18 protein-coding genes are annotated in these 18799 nt (G+C 65.2%); 7 read left to right on the forward strand and 11 right to left on the reverse strand.

All coding sequences use genetic code 11. From position 1 onward, the window contains the following. Position 1: 1 nt before the first annotated feature. Complete coding sequence (locus BB28_RS13035; RefSeq protein WP_046253781.1) at positions 2-1036, forward strand: ABC transporter substrate-binding protein; 1035 nt, start codon at positions 2-4, stop codon at positions 1034-1036. Between the two features lie 2 nt (positions 1037-1038). Here BB28_RS13035 and nadC read toward each other — a convergent pair whose 3' ends face one another. From nadC to nadA, 3 genes are read right to left on the reverse strand one after another with little or no spacing between them, the layout of a single operon-like run. Further along, entirely contained in the window at positions 1039-1905 is an 867-nt protein-coding gene (nadC, locus tag BB28_RS13040) for a carboxylating nicotinate-nucleotide diphosphorylase (RefSeq protein WP_046253782.1), read from the reverse strand. Further along, positions 1899-3470: an L-aspartate oxidase gene (locus BB28_RS13045; RefSeq protein WP_046253783.1), complete on the reverse strand. Its 1572-nt coding sequence runs from the start codon at positions 3468-3470 to the stop codon at positions 1899-1901. The genes nadC and BB28_RS13045 overlap by 7 nt, the downstream gene beginning before the upstream one ends. Further along, the gene (gene nadA / locus BB28_RS13050; protein ID WP_046253784.1) at positions 3467-4495 is read right to left on the reverse strand and encodes a quinolinate synthase NadA; all 1029 of its coding nucleotides are present in this window, start codon (positions 4493-4495) and stop codon (positions 3467-3469) included. The genes BB28_RS13045 and nadA overlap by 4 nt, the downstream gene beginning before the upstream one ends. An 83-nt stretch (positions 4496-4578) precedes the next feature. Between nadA and BB28_RS13055 the strand changes: the two genes are divergently transcribed. Together BB28_RS13055 and BB28_RS13060 are read left to right on the forward strand one after the other, a co-directional pair. Continuing rightward, positions 4579-5298: an NUDIX hydrolase gene (locus tag BB28_RS13055; RefSeq protein WP_064393596.1), complete on the forward strand. Its 720-nt coding sequence runs from the start codon at positions 4579-4581 to the stop codon at positions 5296-5298. 64 nt (positions 5299-5362) lie between these two features. Continuing rightward, positions 5363-6685 (forward strand): lipase family protein, encoded by a 1323-nt coding sequence (locus BB28_RS13060; RefSeq protein ID WP_046253794.1) that lies wholly within the window; start codon positions 5363-5365, stop codon positions 6683-6685. 7 nt (positions 6686-6692) lie between these two features. Here BB28_RS13060 and BB28_RS13065 read toward each other — a convergent pair whose 3' ends face one another. Beyond that, a complete protein-coding gene (locus tag BB28_RS13065; RefSeq protein WP_046253795.1) occupies positions 6693-7229 on the reverse strand; it encodes a TetR/AcrR family transcriptional regulator in 537 nt (178 codons plus the stop codon). A gap of 81 nt (positions 7230-7310) precedes the next feature. On the opposite strand from BB28_RS13065, the gene BB28_RS13070 reads away from it, so the two are divergent. Together BB28_RS13070 and BB28_RS13075 are read left to right on the forward strand one after the other, a co-directional pair. Further along, on the forward strand, positions 7311-8534 hold the full coding sequence (locus tag BB28_RS13070; RefSeq protein WP_046253796.1) for an FAD-dependent monooxygenase: 1224 nt from the start codon (positions 7311-7313) through the stop codon (positions 8532-8534). Between the two features lie 158 nt (positions 8535-8692). Continuing rightward, positions 8693-10342, forward strand: coding sequence for a hypothetical protein (locus BB28_RS13075; RefSeq protein WP_046253797.1), 1650 nt, complete (start codon positions 8693-8695; stop codon positions 10340-10342). On the opposite strand, the gene BB28_RS13080 is transcribed toward BB28_RS13075, so the two are convergent. Then, positions 10339-11253, reverse strand: coding sequence for a LysR family transcriptional regulator (locus BB28_RS13080; protein WP_046253798.1), 915 nt, complete (start codon positions 11251-11253; stop codon positions 10339-10341). The genes BB28_RS13075 and BB28_RS13080 overlap by 4 nt on opposite strands. 66 nt (positions 11254-11319) lie before the next feature. On the opposite strand from BB28_RS13080, the gene BB28_RS13085 reads away from it, so the two are divergent. Further along, positions 11320-12813: a malate:quinone oxidoreductase gene (locus tag BB28_RS13085; RefSeq protein ID WP_225421935.1), complete on the forward strand. Its 1494-nt coding sequence runs from the start codon at positions 11320-11322 to the stop codon at positions 12811-12813. On the opposite strand, the gene BB28_RS13090 is transcribed toward BB28_RS13085, so the two are convergent. The 3 genes from BB28_RS13090 to bioB are packed head-to-tail and all read right to left on the reverse strand — an operon-like array spanning position 12797 to position 14792. Continuing rightward, on the reverse strand, positions 12797-13516 hold the full coding sequence (locus BB28_RS13090; RefSeq protein WP_046253800.1) for a DUF2567 domain-containing protein: 720 nt from the start codon (positions 13514-13516) through the stop codon (positions 12797-12799). The genes BB28_RS13085 and BB28_RS13090 overlap by 17 nt on opposite strands. Beyond that, entirely contained in the window at positions 13513-13761 is a 249-nt protein-coding gene (gene bsaP, locus BB28_RS13095) for a biotin synthase auxiliary protein BsaP (protein WP_030093406.1), read from the reverse strand. The genes BB28_RS13090 and bsaP overlap by 4 nt, the downstream gene beginning before the upstream one ends. Then, positions 13758-14792, reverse strand: a complete 1035-nt coding sequence (bioB, locus tag BB28_RS13100; RefSeq protein ID WP_046253801.1) for a biotin synthase BioB — start codon at positions 14790-14792, stop codon at positions 13758-13760. Before bioB ends, bsaP begins: the two co-directional genes overlap by 4 nt. A 61-nt stretch (positions 14793-14853) precedes the next feature. On the opposite strand from bioB, the gene BB28_RS13105 reads away from it, so the two are divergent. Next, complete coding sequence (locus BB28_RS13105) at positions 14854-15495, forward strand: TetR/AcrR family transcriptional regulator C-terminal domain-containing protein (protein ID WP_046253802.1); 642 nt, start codon at positions 14854-14856, stop codon at positions 15493-15495. Here the strand turns inward: BB28_RS13105 and bioD are convergent. Genes bioD through BB28_RS13120 form a run of 3 tightly spaced genes read right to left on the reverse strand, consistent with a single transcriptional unit; the run spans position 15488 to position 18690 of the window. After that, a complete protein-coding gene (gene bioD / locus BB28_RS13110; protein WP_046253803.1) occupies positions 15488-16171 on the reverse strand; it encodes a dethiobiotin synthase in 684 nt (227 codons plus the stop codon). The genes BB28_RS13105 and bioD overlap by 8 nt on opposite strands. Then, entirely contained in the window at positions 16168-17313 is a 1146-nt protein-coding gene (locus BB28_RS13115) for an 8-amino-7-oxononanoate synthase (RefSeq protein WP_046253804.1), read from the reverse strand. The genes bioD and BB28_RS13115 overlap by 4 nt, the downstream gene beginning before the upstream one ends. A 54-nt stretch (positions 17314-17367) precedes the next feature. Continuing rightward, positions 17368-18690 (reverse strand): adenosylmethionine--8-amino-7-oxononanoate transaminase, encoded by a 1323-nt coding sequence (locus BB28_RS13120; RefSeq protein WP_081252390.1) that lies wholly within the window; start codon positions 18688-18690, stop codon positions 17368-17370. Positions 18691-18799 lie beyond the last annotated feature (109 nt).

Here is an 18799-nt window from a genome sequence, read left to right on the forward strand (position 1 = left end):
GATGAGAAGACTCGTACTCGCCCTTGTTCTCATCAGCGCTGTGCTACTGGCCGCTGGATGCCGCGACTCCCGGCACATCCCGATGGCCAACGGCAGACCACAGGTCACCATCATGGTGGGCGGCCTGGAGAAGATCATCTATCTACCGGCGATGCTCACCCAGCAGCTCGGCCACTTCACGAACAACGACATCGACGTGACACTGCTCAGCGAACAGTCCGGTGCCACCGCGGAGACCGCGCTGCTCACCGGCGATGTTCAGGCGGTTGTCGGGTTCTACGACCACACCATCGACCTCCAGGCCAAGGAGCAATGCATTACCTCGGTGGTCCAGATGGCAGACGTTCCCGGCGAGGTGGAGCTGGTATCCGCCAGGGACACCGCGACCGTCTCCTCTCCTGCCGACTTCCGTGGCAAGAACCTCGGAGTCACCTCGCTGGGGTCATCCACAGACTTCCTGACGCAGGCCCTGGCAGGTCAGGCTGGGCTGAACACCGCCGACTACAACCGGGTCAAGGTCGGTGCGGGACAGACATTCATCGCCGGAATGAACCATGACGGCATCGATGCCGGTATGACCACGGATCCGACGGTGGCGCAGATGGTGAACGCGGGCCAGGCCAAGGTCCTCGTCGACATGCGCACCGAGGCCGGAACACGCCAGGCTCTCGGCGGTCTGTATCCGTCGACCTCGCTCTACATGCGGTGCGACACGGTGAAGGCGCATCCCGAGATCGTGCAAAAGCTCGTCACGGCATTCGTCCAGACGCTGCGCTGGATCAAAGAGCACTCTCCCGCACAGATCGCGGACAAGATGCCACCCCAATATGCGGGCGGAAACAAGGACCTGTACCTGCAGTCGATCGCCGATTCCATCGGAATGTTCAACGGTGACGGGTTGATGAAACCCGAAGGCGCACAGAATGCCTTACGCATCCTCGGGATGTATTCCAAGAATGTGGCGCCCGTGAAGCAGCGTATCGACATCACCGCCACCTACACGACCGAGTTCGCACGGGCCGCACTTCGGGATTGACGCTACATATCCAAACCGATGTCGAGCACTCGGGCGGAGTGCGTCAACGCACCCACCGCAAGATAGTCGACACCCGTCTTGGCGTACGCGGCCGCCGTTTCCAGCGAAAGCCCCCCGGAGGACTCCAGCTTGAGTTGCGGAGCGCGTGCATCACGACGCTGCGCGGCCACCTGGGTCTGCCAGACAGGAAAGTTGTCGAGAAGGACTAGTTCTGCCCCCTCGGCGATGACCTCATCGAGCTGTTCGAGCGAGTCGACTTCGACCTCACACTCGATGTTCGGAGCGGCCGCGCGAACCGCCCGCAACGCGGCCACCACCGAGCCGGCCGCCACCACATGATTGTCTTTGATGAGTGCGGCATCACCGAGGCCGAGGCGGTGGTTCACACCGCCCCCGGCACGCACCGCGTATTTCTGCAGGAGTCGCAGTCCCGGAAGGGTTTTGCGGGTATCGCGGATCTGCGCTCCGGTTCCGTCGACAGCATCCACCCAGGCAGCGGTGGTCGTCGCGATTCCCGAGAGGTGACATACCAAATTCAGCATGGTGCGCTCGGCAGTAAGCAGATCGCGAGTGGGGGCGGTGACGGTGAGCAGCGGCGTTCCGGTGCCCACGCGCGCGCCGTCGGTAAGGCGATTCTTTACGCGATAATTCCCTACGCCGACAACCTCGTCGAGAACGATGAGGGCAATGTCAATGCCGGCTACGACTCCCCCCGAACGTGTCACCATCGAGGCGCTGCACTCCGCGTCGGCGGGCACAGTCGCTTGGCTCGTGATGTCGGGGCCATAGCGGAGGTCTTCTTCAAGAGCACGCTTAACTGCCGAACGTGCCTCGGCGAGTTCGGTTTCCGTCAATGTTTCGGTCAGCATGGCACCCCCGACGGTAGCGCAACTTCGCATCCGTCGGCGTCGCGGCGCACCGGAAGGCTCACCGCGAACTCGGGATCGGTGTCGGGCCAATCCGAGCGGGCATGGCAGCCCCGGGACTCGGCGCGGGCAGCGGCCGCACTGACCACAGCGGCGGCGGTCAGGGTGAGCGCGGCGTCCTCCACTTCACGTGGATTCATGCCGCCGGAATCGGACGATGTTGGGACGCATGAGCGCAACTCCTCGTCAAGTAGCTTGAGGCCGTTCGCATCACGTAGCACCGATGCCCAGCGAGTCATTGCCGCCTGAAGTCGTCGACGTTCGAGGCGTGACTGCACACGATCACGATCTGCGGCAATGGCCGACCGGCCGAATACCCGGGCGGCGGCCTCCCCCGCACGCCTACCCACCACGAGGCCTTCCAACAAGCTGTTGGAGGCCAGCCTGTTTGCACCATGCATTCCGGTACGAGCGACCTCGCCGGCGGCGAACAATCCGGCAATCTCCGTCTGGCCGTAGGGATCGGTGACAACGCCGCCGCAGCTGTAATGCGCCCCCGGAACCACGGGGATGAGCTGGATTGCGGGATCGATGCCTGCCGCGACGCATGCAGCGGTGATGGTCGGGAATCGGCCCGCGAAGTTGCCGATCGCGCGTGCGTCGAGGTAGACGCATGGATCTCCGGTCTCGCGCAGCCGCCGGGCGATGGCCCCGGCCACCACATCGCGTGGCGCCAGATCGCCCATCGGATGCACCCCGGCGGTCACCGAATCTCCATGTTTATCAACAAGAACAGCACCTTCGCCGCGGACTGCCTCGCTGATGAGAGGACGGCAGCCGGTGGCCCCGGGGCTATGCAGCATGGTCGGGTGAAACTGGATGAACTCGACATCGGCCACCGGAACACCCGCACGCAGGGCCAGTGCGATCCCGTCGCCGGTGGAGCCCGCTGGATTGGTGGTCGCAGAGTACAGGTGTCCAAGACCGCCGGTGGCAAGAATCACGGCCCCGGTGCGAATCACGCCCAAACCGTCGCCGTTCTTGACGAGTACACCGCCCACACCGTCGGGCCCGGTGAGAACGTCATGCACCACGTGACTGCGTCGGATGTCTAGCGTCGCCGCGGCGTGATCGAGTGCCCGCTGTACCTCGGCACCGGTGGCGTCGCCGCCCGCATGAATGATCCGACGGGTGCTGTGTCCGCCTTCACGCGTCAACGCCCATTGCCCGGAACGTGTTTCGTCGAATCGGGCACCGTCTGCCACCAGATCGCGCACCGCGCGGTAACCATCGGACACGATGGAGCGCACCGCGTCGACGTCACACAGACCGGCCCCGGCGGTCAGCGTGTCCTGGACGTGCGCCTGGACCGAATCATCCGCATCAGGTAGTACCACCGCGATACCGCCCTGGGCGAAATGCGTCGCGGTGGCTCCGACCTTGCTGAGCACCACGACCTTTCGGCCGAGGCGGTGTGCTGCGAGTGCCGCCGCCAATCCGGCCACACCCGCGCCGACGACAACCACATCGGCGTCGGCCGCCCAGGTGGTCCCCGCCGGTAGCGTCATTCTCCGCCGCCGGGCTGCCCGATCTCGATCATCCGCTGCACACTGCGCCGAGCCAGCCGCGCGGTGTCCAGGTCCACATGCACCTCATCGCGGCCCTCGACGAGGCAGCGCAACATGGCCGCGGGGGTGATCATCTTCATGTACGTGCACGAGGCACGGTCGTTGACCGCCAGGAAGTTCACGTCGGGAGCCGCTTTGCGCAGCTGGTGCAACATGCCGACTTCGGTGGCCACCAATACCTCTCGCGCCCGGGTCTCACGGGCCGCGTCGAGCATGCCGCCCGTGGACAGGATCTTCACCCGGTCGTCGGGGACGGCACCTTCACCCGCCAGATAGAGAGCCGATGTCGCGCATCCGCATTCGGGATGCACGAACAGCTCGGCATCCGGGTGTGAACGCGCCTGCCCGGCAAGTTCGTCGCCGTTGATTCCGGCGTGCACATGGCACTCGCCCGCCCAGATCTGCATGTTCTGACGGCCTGTCACCCGCTTGACGTGTGCGCCGAGGAACTGGTCAGGGCAAAACAACACCTCGCGGTCCGGGTCGATCGACGCGACAACGTCGACAGCGTTCGAGGACGTGCAGCAGATGTCGGTGAGCGCCTTCACGGCCGCGGTGGTGTTGACGTACGAGACCACCACGGCGTCGGGAAACTCGGCCTTCCAGTCGCGCAGTTCCTCAGCGGTGATGGAATCGGCCAGTGAGCAGCCGGCCCGCTGATCCGGGATGAGCACCGTCTTGTCCGGACTGAGAATCTTGGCCGTCTCGGCCATGAAGTGAACACCGCAGAACACAATGGTGTCCTCGGGGGCCTCCGCGGCGATACGGGAGAGCGCCAGGGAGTCGCCGACATGGTCCGCGACGTCCTGGATGGCAGGAAGCTGGTAATTATGCGCGAGCAATGTGGCACCGCGCTGCTTGGCCAGCCGACGCACTTGCTCGGCCCAACGGGCATCGCCCTCCACCCCGGTGTATCCACCGGGGCCGTCGATCACGCCGTCAAGTACGACGTCAGCTGCCGTCATGGCCGCCTCCTCGCGCCCCTGGGTCTCGGTCAGCCTTCGGGCTGGGTTTGGTCGACCGAGGTTTTCGACTTATGATCGAAAACATGGTCCATACTAGCACCGAGCACGAGGTGTTAGCCGTGGTGTTCCAAGTACGTCACTTCGAAGACACCGCAACCAGCGCGGATGCGCCGACATCCACTCCAGAACTCGCCGTGTTGCTCTGGCAGCGCGCGCTCGAACCGCACCGCGGCGCGTGGGCACTGCCGGGCGGCCAGGTCCGCACCGACGAGGATCTCCCCTCCTCCATCCGCCGACAGCTCGCCGAAAAGGTGGATGTGCGTGAGTTGGCACACCTCGAACAGCTGGCCGTGTTTTCTGCACCGGGGCGTGTTCCCGGTCCGCGCACCATCGCCTCGACCTTCCTCGGCCTCGTCCCCTTCCCCGCCACCCCCGAGCTCCCCGCCGACACCCAGTGGCACCGGGTGAGCACGTTGCCCGCGATGGCCTTCGACCATCAGGTGATGGTCGCCCACGCGCATGCCCGCCTGATAGCCAAGATGTCTTATACCAACATCGGATTCGCCTTGGCGCCACAGCAATTCACGCTCTCGACGCTCCGCGACATCTACTGTGCGACGCTGGGATATCCCGTTGACGCGACCAATCTGCAACGCGTGCTGGTGCGGCGTGGTGTGCTCACCCCGACCGGGACCACCGTGCGATCGGGCCGCAGCGGCGGCCGGCCGGCGGCGCTCTACCGATTCACCGACGACCGGTACCGGGTCACCGATGAATTTGCCGCGCTACGCCCTCCCGGCTGACGGGACTAGCCTCTTAGAGTCTTCTTAGGGTATGAATGCCGGGGACCTTGAAGGGAGCTCAGGCATGGCACCCCACGACCTGGCGATATCCGGTGACGTCAAGTGGATCGGCGAACCGCCTCATCAGGAGCTCGAGCGCGGCGCGCGCCCGCTGCTGCCCACCGAGGATCCGTTCTACCTGCCGCCCCGCGGATTCGAACACGCCCTGCCCGGCACCGTGCTGCGCACCCGCGATGTCGAGATCGGGTTCCTGGGCGTGATCCCGCAGCGATTCACCGCGACGCAGCTGCTGTACCGCAGCAATGACCTCAATCGCCGCCCTGATGCGGCGGTGACCACCGTTCTCACGCCCACCGGCACAGACCCGGCGGCATCGGTTCCGATCATCTCCTACCAATGTGCCATCGACGCCGTCACCGACCGGTGCTTCCCCTCCTATGCCTTGCGCCGCGGCGCCCATGCGCTCGGCTCCTTCACACAGCTCGAACTGCTCCTGATCGCGGCGCTCCTCGCCCAGGGCTGGGCCGTCTCCATACCCGATCACGAGGGCGTCGACGGGACCTGGGGCGCGCCGGAGGAGCCCGGGTATCGAACGCTCGACGGAATTCGGGCGGCTCTGGACTGTGAGCGCCTCGGACTGTCCCGGGGTGCGCCCATCGGACTGTGGGGGTACTCGGGCGGAGGACTTGCCACCGCCTGGGCGGCGGAGGTCAGTGCCGAGTACGCACCCGAGCTCGATATTGCCGGTGCGGTGCTCGGCTCTCCCGTGGGCGACCTGGGACATACCTTCCGTCGCCTCAACGGCGGGCTATTCGCCGCGCTGCCCGGGCTCGTCGTCGCAGCCCTCTCGCATGTGTATCCCGGCCTTGAACGGGTGATCGAGGAGCATGCGACACCCCAGGGCAAGGAGTTCCTCGGGCGGCTCGAAGACATGCCAACCTTGCGGGCGATCGTCGCCATGGCCTTCAAAGACATGGACGATCTGGTGGACCAGCCACTGGATCAACTCCTCGAGACCCCTGAGGTGCAACACGTCTTCGAGAGCATCAAGCTCGGAAAGACCGTCCCCACTCCTCCGGTCCTCATCGTCCAGGCCGTGCACGACCAGATCATTTCGACGTCCTGCATCGACGAACTCGCCGATACCTATCGCGGCGGTGGTGCCCACGTCGCCTACCACCGCGACCTGCTCAACGAGCACCTGCTGCTGCACCCGATGTCCGCACCCATGTCGATGGCGTGGCTACGCGCACGATTCGACGGCGACAGCCTGGGAACGGAGCCGCGCCGTACGAGCTGGCCGCTGGCGTTGAAGCCCTCGACCTACCTGGGCCTGTTCAAGCTCGGCTGGGTGAGCGCCAAGGTGCTCGGCGGCCGTCCCCTGTAGAGAAGGGTCAGCTGTTCAACGCGGCAAGGGCGGCGTCCACGGCAGTCTTCTTGACCTGTGTGCGTGTTCGGCCCGCGTACTCGATGGTGCAGTCCGACAATCCGCCGAGGGCCACCGTCGCCCGAATCATCTGTACCGGTGAGGGTTTGGCGCCCGCCAGAAGTCTGATCAGCGTGCGTCGCCATTCGATCATCCACTCGCCCAGTTCGAGCTGTCCTAGTGCGGCCAGGTCGCGCACGATGATGCCCATCACCACGCGATGCGCCCACAGCACGTCGAAGTAGTCCTCCAACAGTTGACGCGCGTCCCGTGATCCACCAGTGGCCAAGAACGCCTCCAGATCGTCCACCATCGGCTGCACGATGCTCCGAACCAGATCGTCCCGCGACGAAAAATGGTAGTAGAGAGCGGGCTTGGTGATATCCAGCCGGGCCGCGATGTCCCGCAGGCTGGTGTTACGCAGCCCCTGCTCGGCGAAGAGATCTCGCGCGACCGCTTGGATGCGCTCCCTGGTGTTGATCGTTACGGGCGCTTCGGGGGCCATCTTTCGATAATAGTCCCTGACTTTCCGGGCGGTAAGCAGTATGCTCGATTTACTTACCGATCGTTAAGTAAGGAGGCGGACATGCGGGTTCTCATTTCTGGCGCGAGCGTCGCCGGGCCCACGCTGGCTTACTGGCTGGCGCACTATGGGTTTGACGTCACAGTGGTCGAACGCTCGCCTGCTCCGCGCAAATCCGGGGGCCATGCCGTCGATTTGTTCAAACCCGCGATGGACATCGTGGAGAAGATGGGTGCTCTCGAGAGGATCGAGGCCCGTAAGGTCGGCACCGACCTGTTATCCATCCATCGCGAGGGCAAGCCTGACCTGGTGGATCTTCCCGAGGCCCTCATCTTCTCGGCCGTCTCGCAGCGCCACGTCGAGATCATGCGCGACGATCTCAGCGAGATCCTGTATGACACCAGCTCCTCCACCGCCGAGTACATCTTCGGCGACTCGATCGCCGCGCTCACCGATGACGGCACCGGCGTTCACGTCACTTTCGAGACAGGCCCCGAACGCCGCTTCGAACTCGTCATCGGCGCGGACGGATTGCACTCGAATGTTCGCAACCTGGTGTTCGGCCCCGAGGCCGGCTATGCGCATTGGCTGGGCGAGTATCTCGCGGTCGCATCGATACCCAATTACCTCGAGCTAGACGACCGCGCCCTGATGTTCCCGCGGGTGGACCGGATGGCGGGCATCTACAGCGCCGCGCTACTCCCGGATGCGCGCGCGTTCTTCCTTTTCCGCCCGCCGGCGCCACTGGAGTACCACCACCGGGATGTACCACGGCAGAAGGAGCTATTGCGCGAGGCGTTCGCAGACTTCGGCTGGGAAGTGCCACGGATGCTGGCGCAGGTGGACGAGACCGACACGTTCTACATGGACTCCATCACCCAGCTGCGGATGGACACCTGGTCAAAGGGCCGGATCACGCTCGTCGGTGACGCCGGATACTGCCCGGGTCCAGCCGTCGGCGGAAGCACCAGCCTGGCAGTGGTCGGGGCATATGTGCTCGCCGGGGAAATCGCGGCCGCGGCAGGCGATCACACTCGGGCCTACCCTGCCTGCGAAGCAGCCCTGGGCGAGTATGTGCGCCGGAGCCGTCAGCTGGCCCTGACCGCGTCGGACACCTTGGTACCCCGGAACCGTGTCGGACTGTGGACTCTTGTTCACGGCGCACGAATCCTTGGTCATTTGCCGCCGTCATTGGCGCGCGTCGCCTCCCGGCTTGTCGCGGCACGCGCGCTGAACATCCACGATACCTTCGCCATCCGCGACTACCAGGGAATGGTTCGCCCGTAGCACATCGACAACGGTCCGGATCAGGAAGCGCCAGAACGTCATTGGCGATAGTGATGGCCGCGTTGCTAGCCGACACCACCTCATTGCGGTGGCCAATTCACACGTCGGCACCCCGTACGCTGACATCCGGGTCGCTTCGAACCAGACAGAGGAGTGAGATGGACCGGACCGCCAATCCCTTGTTCAAGGCGGGTATGGCCGCTATCACCGCAACCGCCTTGGTTGTCGCGCCAACGGCCGTTCCGCGCACGCCGCAAGCAATCTCCCTCCCCGACGTCCGATCCGCCGCAGTTCGTCTGAGCTCATTCGCATTCACACCACAAGCCGACAACGCCCCGCTGAGCGCGCTGACCGCGCTGAAGTTCCCGCTGCCGTCGAGCGCACCCGGGGCATCCGACGCGCCGGCCGGGCCGCTCCCACTCGCTCCGATCACCAGTGCCAGTCTCCTGGCGCAGCCGCGTACGGCGGCCGCCCCGCCTGTCACCCCCTCCATCACGCCGTCTCGGTCTAGTGCTCCCGTGGCCGCCGCTGCAGGTCCCACCGTCGCAAACTCCATCACCAATGGCATCGATCAGGCCTATCAGTTCATCCAGTACTGGGTGGATTACGGCGTAGACCTGGCGCAGTGGGGTGCAGGGTTTGTTCCCGTCATCGGCGGCCTCGTCAGCGCGCAGATCGGCATCGTCTACGACAATCTTGTTCGGCCCATCGCCAACAGCTTTGTCTACAACCTCGTCGACCCGATCATCAACGACCCCAGCTTCTCCAACATCGTCAACTCGTTCGGACGATTCGGCAGTGACATCGTCAACTCCGTCATCAATTTCGCATGGGCAGAGGCACGCTACTTCCTGCCACCACTGCCGCCGCTGCCCGGATTGGCCCTGCAAGCGACGGCGGATTCGGTCGGTGCGACGCCCACCTCCATGCACGAGGCATTGGCGCCGTTCACCAAGGCCTTCAAGGATGCCCAGGCGCATTTCGCAGAGACTCTGGGCCTCACAAAAGCCGATCAGAAACTCGCAGGCCTCGAAAAGACCGGCACCACAGCGGAAACCACCACGGAAACGATCAACGGCACCGCTAAGGAAGACGGCAAGGACGCGGCCGCAACCACCGCGGCCGTTGACAGCAAGGACCGTGCCGAGACCAAGGCGCCCGACAAGGACAAGGCCGCCATCACGGCCATCGGCAAGGACACAAAGACGGACGTGAAGGCAATCTCCGACACCAAGGAGACGGCGTCCGACGGCACCAAGCAGGCCCCCAAGGATGCTCCCAAAGATGCCACGCCCGGCAGTGCGGCGGCCGGTACCCAGGGAGCTTCCGGCGAGACGCTCACGGGTATTAAGCCAGCCAAAGATGTCGAGAATCCCAAGGATTCGACGAAGGAAGATAAGGCACTCACCGCTGCGGTGATCAAGGACAACACCGACAAGCCGGCCAAACCGAAGGTTCCCACCGCCAGCACCACCGAGCATGGCACCGTCAGCGCACAGGGCACCGTCCGCGGACCCATCTCGCAGTCGACTACCGGACACCCTGCGGCGTCCGCGTCGGGCTCCCAGAACCCGGCAGGCAAGACGCCCGATGCCCAGACGCAGGGTGCGGAGCCGAAATCTTCCGAGACCAAGACCTCGGAAACCAAGGCGTCGGTCACCAAGCCATCCGAGTCCAAGAGCTCGGGATCTAAGCCGCCGAGTGCGTCCACGGCGCACGACTCGGCGAGTAAGTCCACCGGATCGGCAAGCGGCTCTTCCAAGTCAGGTGGTGACGGGTCGAAGTCGAGCGGTGGCGGCCACGACTAAGCGGTCTCCGCGCTGTTGACGGCCGCCGGCGAGAAACGCTGCAGCAGAAAATCGTTCAGGCGCTGAGTGGATGCCGCGCGGGTGGAGGTGCCCCACGCCAGCGCAATGGATCGGTGGTAACCATCGCCGACCAGCGGTATCTCGCGGATACCTGGTGGTGTGCGGTCGTCATGCGGAAGCAGTGCGATACCAAGCCCCCGACTGATGAGTTCACGGATCGTGCCGAACTCGGTGACTTCGATGGCAATGTTCGGGACGTAACCCGCTGCACGACACCATGTCTCGGTGAGCTGCCGAAGGTTGTAGCTGGGCGGATTGGCGATGAATGTCTCGCCGGTCAGCTGGTCCATGCGTAGCGCGGTCTCCCCGGCAAGCCGGTGATCCACGGGGACCGCGACCTGAATCCGCTGAGCGCCGATCGTGGTGTGGTGCAGGCGCTCCGGTGCGGGTATCACGACGGCGAGGTCGAGATTGCCGGTCATCAACTCTGCACCGAGTTCTGTTCCGTGCGCCTGTTTGAGCAGCACCCGGATACCCGGGTGTCGATGACGGAAGGCGGCGAGCAGATCCGGGATATGCCCCGATCCCATGGTGAGCGGGAACCCGAAACGCACCGTGCCGTGCTCTGGATCCGCATCTCCGGTGAGCTCGCCAAGGGTGCGATCGAGTTCGGCCAGGGGTTCACGTGCCCGGGCCGCGAGGCGACGCGCCACAGGGGTTAGCCGAACCGTCCTTCCGTCATGAATGAGCAGTGGCACCCCCAGCGCCGCTTGCAGCGAGTGGATTCGCCGGCTCATCGATGACTGCGGAATATCCAGCGCCAGTGCTGCCTGCGTCATATGCCCGTCATGTGCGGACAACTCCACAAGTGCCCGCAGTTGGGGAGCGAGTTGGGATGTCCATTGATCCATTATCGGATGATACGTGCCCGATCATTCATTGGACGGAATGAATATCGGCGGCGGATGGTGGATGCCATGACGAACGTCCCACGTATCTACGGTCCCCATGACGATGCCGATGTGGTGTTGATCGGTGGCGGCATTATGTCTGCAACCTTGGGTTCGATGCTGTCGATCCTGGCGCCCGAATGGCGAATTGTGCTGCTGGAACGCGCCGACGCGCTCGCCACCGAGAGCAGCGGCCCCTGGAACAACGCCGGCACCGGGCACAGCGGATTCTGCGAACTCAACTACATGCCCGATCCCGCGGACGGCGCGAAAGCCACCGGGATAGCCCAGCAGTTCCATCTCAGCCGCCAGTGGTGGTCCTACCTCGCCGAGAACGGTCTACTCGAGCCTGATGCATTCATTCACCCGGCAGCACACATGGACGTGGTGTTCGGACAGCGGGATATCGACTATCTGCGGCGGCGATACGAAACACTCTCTGCCGAGCCGATGTTCACCGGAATACGGTTCAGTGATTGCCCCACCACCATCGAGGACTGGGCGCCGCTGGTGATGCGTGGCCGCGCACCCGATGAGCCCGTCGCCGCCACCCTGCATCCCGACGGTACCGATATCGATTTTGGCGCCCTCACTCGTGCGCTGACACAGATGATCACCGATCGCGGAGCACAGGTGCGTCTGGAACATGAAGTGCGCGTACTGACCCAGGGGCGCGACGGCTCATGGATGGCGAATGGGGTGAACCCCCATGGCGACTTCACCATACGAGCCCGCAGCGTGTTCGTTGGCGCCGGCGGGCACGCACTGAGGATCCTGCAACGCGCCCGGCTTCCCGAGGTGCGTGGTTACGCCGTCCTGCCCGTTGGTGCCGCATTCCTGCGGTGCGGGAATCCTGCCGTGGCGAACCGACACTCGACCAAGGTGTATGGCCAGGCACCCGTGGGCGCACCACCGATGTCGGTACCGCACTTGGACAAACGCCTGGTTGACGGGCGGCCGTACCTGATGTTCGGCCCCTACGCGACATTCAGCACCAGGCTGCTCAAACACGGCCGATGGATCGATTTCTTCACCACACTGCGCTGGCACAACATGCATGTGATCGCAGCCGCGCTCGTCCAAAATCTTTCACTGATTGGATACCTGATCAAGCAGCTGGTGGCGGGCCCCCGCCAACGATTCGCTCAGTTGCGCCGCTACTACCCCACCGCCGAACCTGGTGATTGGGAACTTGTCCCGGCAGGTCAACGGGCACAACTCATCAGACCTGATCGCCGGCGCATGGGCGTACTCCAGCAGGGCACCGAACTGGTGGTCAGCGCTGACCACACCATCTCCGGATTACTTGGCGCCTCCCCCGGCGCCTCCACGGCGGTTCCGATCATGCTCGACGCCCTCCAACGCTGCTTCCCCGAGCAATGGCACACCTCCTGGCGTACAACGATGTTCGGCGCGATCCCGGGTGCCGCAGACCGCACCTGGGATGCGGCAGCCGTCACCGAATCCGTACGGGTCACCGCACGCGCGCTGGGCCTCGACGAAACTAAGCCGTCGAGTTGACGCCGTCGACCGGCGGGGCGGTCACGGGCACCCGGTACAGCGGGCCAGTTACCGGCGGCCAGGCGTCGAGATCATCACGCACACAAGCCACTACACAGAACATGTACGTGACCGCCGCCAAACACGGAGCCAGCGCCAGGGTGACTGCGATCTGAGCGGGCGTGTGACCGTAGAAGACAGCCGGAGCCTCGACGACGTACTTGATCCGATGTCCCTCGTCCAGCTGAGCACCGGCGATATCCAGTGCCCCGTAACGCAACCGGACCAGTGCGGCTCCCACACCGGCCGCGAGCGCCGAGCCTGCCAGGGCCCCCAGGGCGACCCCGCCTAGCATCACCGGGCCCCGGTGCGCCCGCCACTGCCAGGCCGCGGCGGATACGACCACCGCAACCACGGCCGCCATCCCCGTCAGCAGCGTGGTCGCGATGAAGAAGTTGTCGGCCTGACTACCCAGATGAACAAACACGCGGCCGTTGTCACGAGTATCGGCGATGGCACCGTGCACACCCGGTGCGATAACGCTCCATAGTGCCCCCACCAACACCCCTGCAACGCTCAGGACACCGAAAACCACCGTTGCCGCCTTGGCGTGTGAAAAACGCGGCGCGACAGCCTGATCGACGACCGCCGAGGTGACAGTCACGGGCGCCGAGGGCGCTTCGCCGGCGCTCATCGCTACCTGCGGCTCTTCGCCGGCGCTCATCGCTGCTCGAGCTGCTTGGAGTCCGCCTCGCCATGCCGCGAACACTTCGCGTGCCAACCATCCGGGCGCACCTGCACGATCATCCGCCGCCCGCACGCCGCGCAGAACCGCGGCGGCTCCAAGCCAAGCTGTGCCGCCGTGGGCATGACCAGACCAGTCAACCCGTCCATTGATTCGCCGGTATACACGTTGTACTTACCGGCGGCCACCGGTTCTGTACCCATCACGTACAGGCTATTGGTCACAGGCTGCTGTTGAGTGCCTTGATCGGCATCTGCAGATCGACGAGCAGTTCCAGGTCGGCCTCGGCCGGACGGCCCAGTGTCGTCAGATAGTTGCCGACGATGACGGCGTTGATACCGCCCAGAATGCCCTGCTTGGCCCCCAGATCACCCAGGGTGATCTCGCGACCACCGGCGAAACGCAGCATGGTGCGCGGCAGTGCGAGACGGAACGCGGCAACAGCGCGCAGCGCGTCAGCGGCCGGGAGTACCTCGAGATCGCCGAACGGCGTTCCGGGGCGCGGGTTCAGGAAGTTCAACGGAACCTCATCGGGTTCCAGCTCGGCCAGGTTGGCGGCGAACTCAGCGCGCTGCTCGAGCGTCTCACCCATACCGAGGATGCCGCCGCAGCAGACCTCCATGCCCGCCTCGCGAACCATCCGAAGGGTGTCCCAACGCTCCTCCCAGCTGTGCGTGGTGACCACGTTCGGGAAATGCGATTTGGCTGTTTCGAGATTGTGGTTGTAGCGGTGCACACCCATTGCCGAGAGGCGATCCACCTGCTCCTGGGTCAGCATGCCCAGCGAGCACGCGATCTGGATGTCGACCTCATTGCGAATGGCCTCGATACCGGCAGCGACCTGCGCCAGCAAGCGCTCGTCGGGGCCACGAACCGCGGCCACGATGCAGAACTCGGTGGCGCCGGACTTCGCGGTCTGCTTTGCGGCCTCGACCAGGCTCGGGATATCGAGCCACGCACTACGCACCGGAGAAGCAAAGAGACCGGATTGCGAGCAGAAATGGCAGTCCTCAGGGCAGCCACCCGTCTTGAGGCTGATGATGCCCTCTACCTCGACCTCGGGGCCACACCACTGCATCCGGACCTCATGCGCGAGTGCGAGCAGCTCCTCAAGGCGATCGTCGGGAAGCTGGAGCACGCGCAGGACCTGATCCTGGGTCAGTCCCACGCCCTGCTCGAGCACCTGCTCACGGGCGGTAGCCAGTATGTCGCGATCCGTATCGCCCGCGGTGGTTGCTTCGGCTGCCTGAGTCACGCAGCGCTCCTCACTAGGTCCAAACCTGATACTCAATCCTGAACGGTGTTCAGGTTAGAGTATGGCCATCACCGAGCCAAACAAGGGGCGCGCCGCCCCGCTGAACCGATACGACCTGGTGCGCCGGGCCACCGCGATTCTCGACGACTACGGGATCGCGGACCTCACGATGCGCCGGCTGGCTCGTGAACTCGATATCGCGCCGAGCGCGCTGTACTGGCACTTCGCGAACAAGCAGCAGCTACTCGGCGCGGTTGCCGATCACGTGCTGGCGCCCTTGGCCGAATCCGATTGTCGCGATGTGCCCTGGCAGCAGCGCATCGAATTCCTGTGCGCCGCCCTGCGTGACGCTCTGTTATCCCACAAGGACGGAGCGGAGTTGGTGTCGGCGAGCTTCGCCTCCGGCCAGACCTCCCACATGATCACGGTGGTGAACCGCTTGGCCGAGGCCGCGGTGACCTCCGGACTGGGCGCGGTACCCGCCGCCCTCGCCGCCCGCAGCATCGTCTACTACGTCTTGGGTTATGTCGCCGACGAACAGTCTCGGCTGCAGTGGGATTCGGCCGGTGCACTGCAACACGGCCAGTCCTTCCTCGCTGACGGTGCGGGCCTGACGGACCCGACCGCGCAGTTCGGTTTTGGCGTGCGCCTTCTTGTGGATGGCATCGGCCAGTTGGCCCGCCAGTCCAGCCCGATCAGTTAGAGGCCACCAGGCCCTTGACCCACTGGGGGTCGAAGAGCGCGACGCTCATCTCGGCGAAGACCGCGGGCATCAGCCGTCCGGCGCCCTCTGGAATCACCGCACGCACCGGCGTCTGGAACTGGTTCGCCAGGTCCTCACGGTTAAGCCGCTGCACCAGGTCCGGCTCTGCCGGGAAACTCCCCACCACCAGGCCGGCGCACGGCACTGACTGCGCCGCCAGTGCTTCCAGCGTGAGAGCGGTGTGGTTGAGCGTGCCCAGGTCAGCGGTGGTCACCACCAGCACCGGCGCGTCCAGAACAATCGCCAGATCGCGCAGGGTCTTCCCCCCGGCGGCCAACTCCACTAGCAGGCCGCCCGCGCCTTCGACCAGCGTCAGTGCGTCGGGCCGGTCGAGGGCGAATATCGCCGTGGCCATCTGCACGTGGTCCAGCAGCCGAAGGCCCGCCCGCGATGCCGCCGCCACCGGAGCCAACGGTTCGGGATAGCGCGCCAAGGTCTCGACTCGCGTGACGCCGGACAGCCGGGCAACCTCGTCGGCGTCACGGTCCTCCCCGGTTTGCACCGGCTTGCACACCGTCACTTCAATGCCCTGGCTCACCGCGGCCGCGGCCAGGGCCGCGGTGGCCACCGTCTTCCCCACTCCGGTCGATGTTCCGGTGACCAGGAGAACCGTCATCGGCGGGCCAGCGCCAATACTCCGGAGAGCACTTCACGCACCCGATCCATGTCGGCATCGGTAAGGGAGGCGCGCGCCGTCAGGCGCAGCAGTGACTGTCCTTCGGGGACCGAAGGTGGACGGAAGCAGCCCACCCGGACACCCTGTTCCAGGCATGCTTTGGCGGCGTTGAACGCGACCGTGGGGTCTCCCAACACCACCGGCACCACCGCAGACTCAGGTCTATCCGCCAAGCCGCACCACTGACCGAGCGTGGCCGCATGGTCAAGGACGGCGCGAACCCGTTCCGATTCGACAGCCATCAGGCGCAGCGCCGCCAGCGCCGACCCGACCGCGGCCGGAGCCAGACCAGTGTCGAAGATAAACGGCCGCGCGGCGTCGACCAGATGTGCGCGAACAGCTTCCGAGCCCAACACCGCCCCACCCTGGCTACCCAGGGCCTTGGAAAGCGTGACGGTAACGACGAGGTCCTCACGCCCGGCAAGCCCGACTTCGGAAACCAGTCCGCGACCACCGGCTCCGCGTACACCCAGCCCGTGTGCCTCGTCGACCAACAGCACCGCTCCGTGACTGCGGCAGACCGCATACAGGTCGGTCAGTGGGGCGAGCGCGCCATCGGCACTGAAAACCGCATCGGTAAGGACAAGTGCGCGTTCCTCGGGGCGTTGTGCCAGGGCCGCGGCCACCGCCTGCGTATCGCGATAGGGCGTCACCACAACGCGCGCCCTCGACAGGCGGCAAGCATCGATCAGCGAGGCGTGCGTGCGCGCATCGGAGACAATGAGCGTTCCCGGGCCGGAAAGTGCCACCACCGCACCGAGATTGGCGGTATAGCCCGAGGAGAAAACCAGTGCCGACTGTGTGCCCATGAAGTCGGCGAGCTCCCGCTCAAGCTCTTCATGCAGTTCGGTGTTGCCGGTGACAAGGCGCGAACCGGTGGAGCCCGCACCCCACACCCGCAGGGCTTCGACGCCGGCCTCGATCACCTCCGGGTGTCGCGCCAGGCCCAAGTAGTCGTTGGACGCCAGGTCGATCTCGGGCTCGGCGGCACTGCGGGTACGTAGCCGCCGACGCAGTCCGGCGGCTTCCCGTTGACGCTCTACCTCACCCAACCAGGCAAGCGGTGATGATGCCTCGACCACCGACGCCTCCTCTCCTGAACGGTGTTCAGGTTAGCGCACACGTGGAAGCTCCCGTCACGGCGTTCGGCCTGGCGACGCGGCCCCCAACGCCGCCGCCGCACGCACCATCGCATCGGCAATCCGCTGTATCTCGTCCTCGCTGCAGATGTACGGCGGCATCGTGTAGATCAAGGTCCGGAACGGCCGCAGCCACACCCCGGCGTCGAGCGCCGCATCGGTGGCGATGCGCATGCCCTGCTGCCCCAAGGGCAGCTGCATGTCAATCACCCCGATGGCGCCGCACACCCGCACATCGGCAACTCCATCGAGATCAGCAGCGGGCGCCAGGCCGCTGCGCAGGCCCTCGGAGATCGCCGCAACCCGCGATTTCCAATCCCCTGACTGCAGCAGTTCTATCGAAGCGACCGCTACCGCGCAGGCCAACGGGTTGGCCATGAAGGTAGGGCCGTGCATGAGGGCGCCCGCCGCACCGTCACTGATGGTGCGCGCGATTTTCGCGGTACACAGCGTGGCGGCCAGGGTCAGATAGCCACCGGTCATCGCCTTACCCACACACATGATGTCGGGGCTGACCCCGGCATGGTCGGCTGCGAACAGCTCACCGGTGCGCCCGAAGCCCGTCGCGATCTCGTCGAAGATCAGCAGCACACCGTGCCGATCGCACATGGCGCGCAGCTCTGCCAAATAGCGCGGATCGTGGAACCGCATTCCGCCGGCACCCTGAACCACCGGCTCGACGATGACCGCCGCCAGTTCGGCGGCATGCTCGGTCAGCTCCGCCTCAAAACGCCGCGTGTAGTCGTCGTCGTAGGCGTGGGGAACCTTCTCGGCGAAGACCTGCTCGACCAGCACATCTGTCCACAGCGAGTGCATGCCGCCTTCCGGATCGCACACGCTCATCGGGGCGAAGGTGTCGCCGTGATACCCCCCGCGCCAAGTCATCAGACGATGTTTGGCCGGCAGCCCCAGGCTGCGCCAGTACTGCAGCGCCATCTTGATCGCCACTTCCACCGATACCGATCCGGAGTCACAGAAGAACACCGTTTCCAGACCGGCCGGAGTCAGCTCCACCAGCAGCTGGGCGAGGCGCGCGGCAGGTTCGTGGGTGAGCCCACCGAACATGACATGGCTCATCGAGGCCAACTGTTCGGTCACCGCACGGTCCAGCGCGGGATGGCCGTGGCCGTGGATGCACGACCACCATGAGCTCATCGCGTCGAGCACCTCGACCGATCGGCCATCACGCACCACTGTGATGTTCGGACCGCTCGCACTGGTCACCACCAGCGGCCGTTGAGCGGCATCGGGATCACCGATCCCGCTGTACGGATGCCACAGATGCGCAGCATCGACGGATCCGACTTCATCGGGTGTCAACCTCGGCACAATCATCGAGCCTGTCACAAACCCTCGGCACGGAGCCATTCGCCTCGTGCGCACACGCCGTTGGCGCGCACCTGCGGAGACTCTCGGCAACCATGGGTAC

The organism is Mycobacteroides chelonae CCUG 47445 (genome assembly GCF_001632805.1).
Lineage (GTDB): Bacteria > Actinomycetota > Actinomycetes > Mycobacteriales > Mycobacteriaceae > Mycobacterium > Mycobacterium chelonae.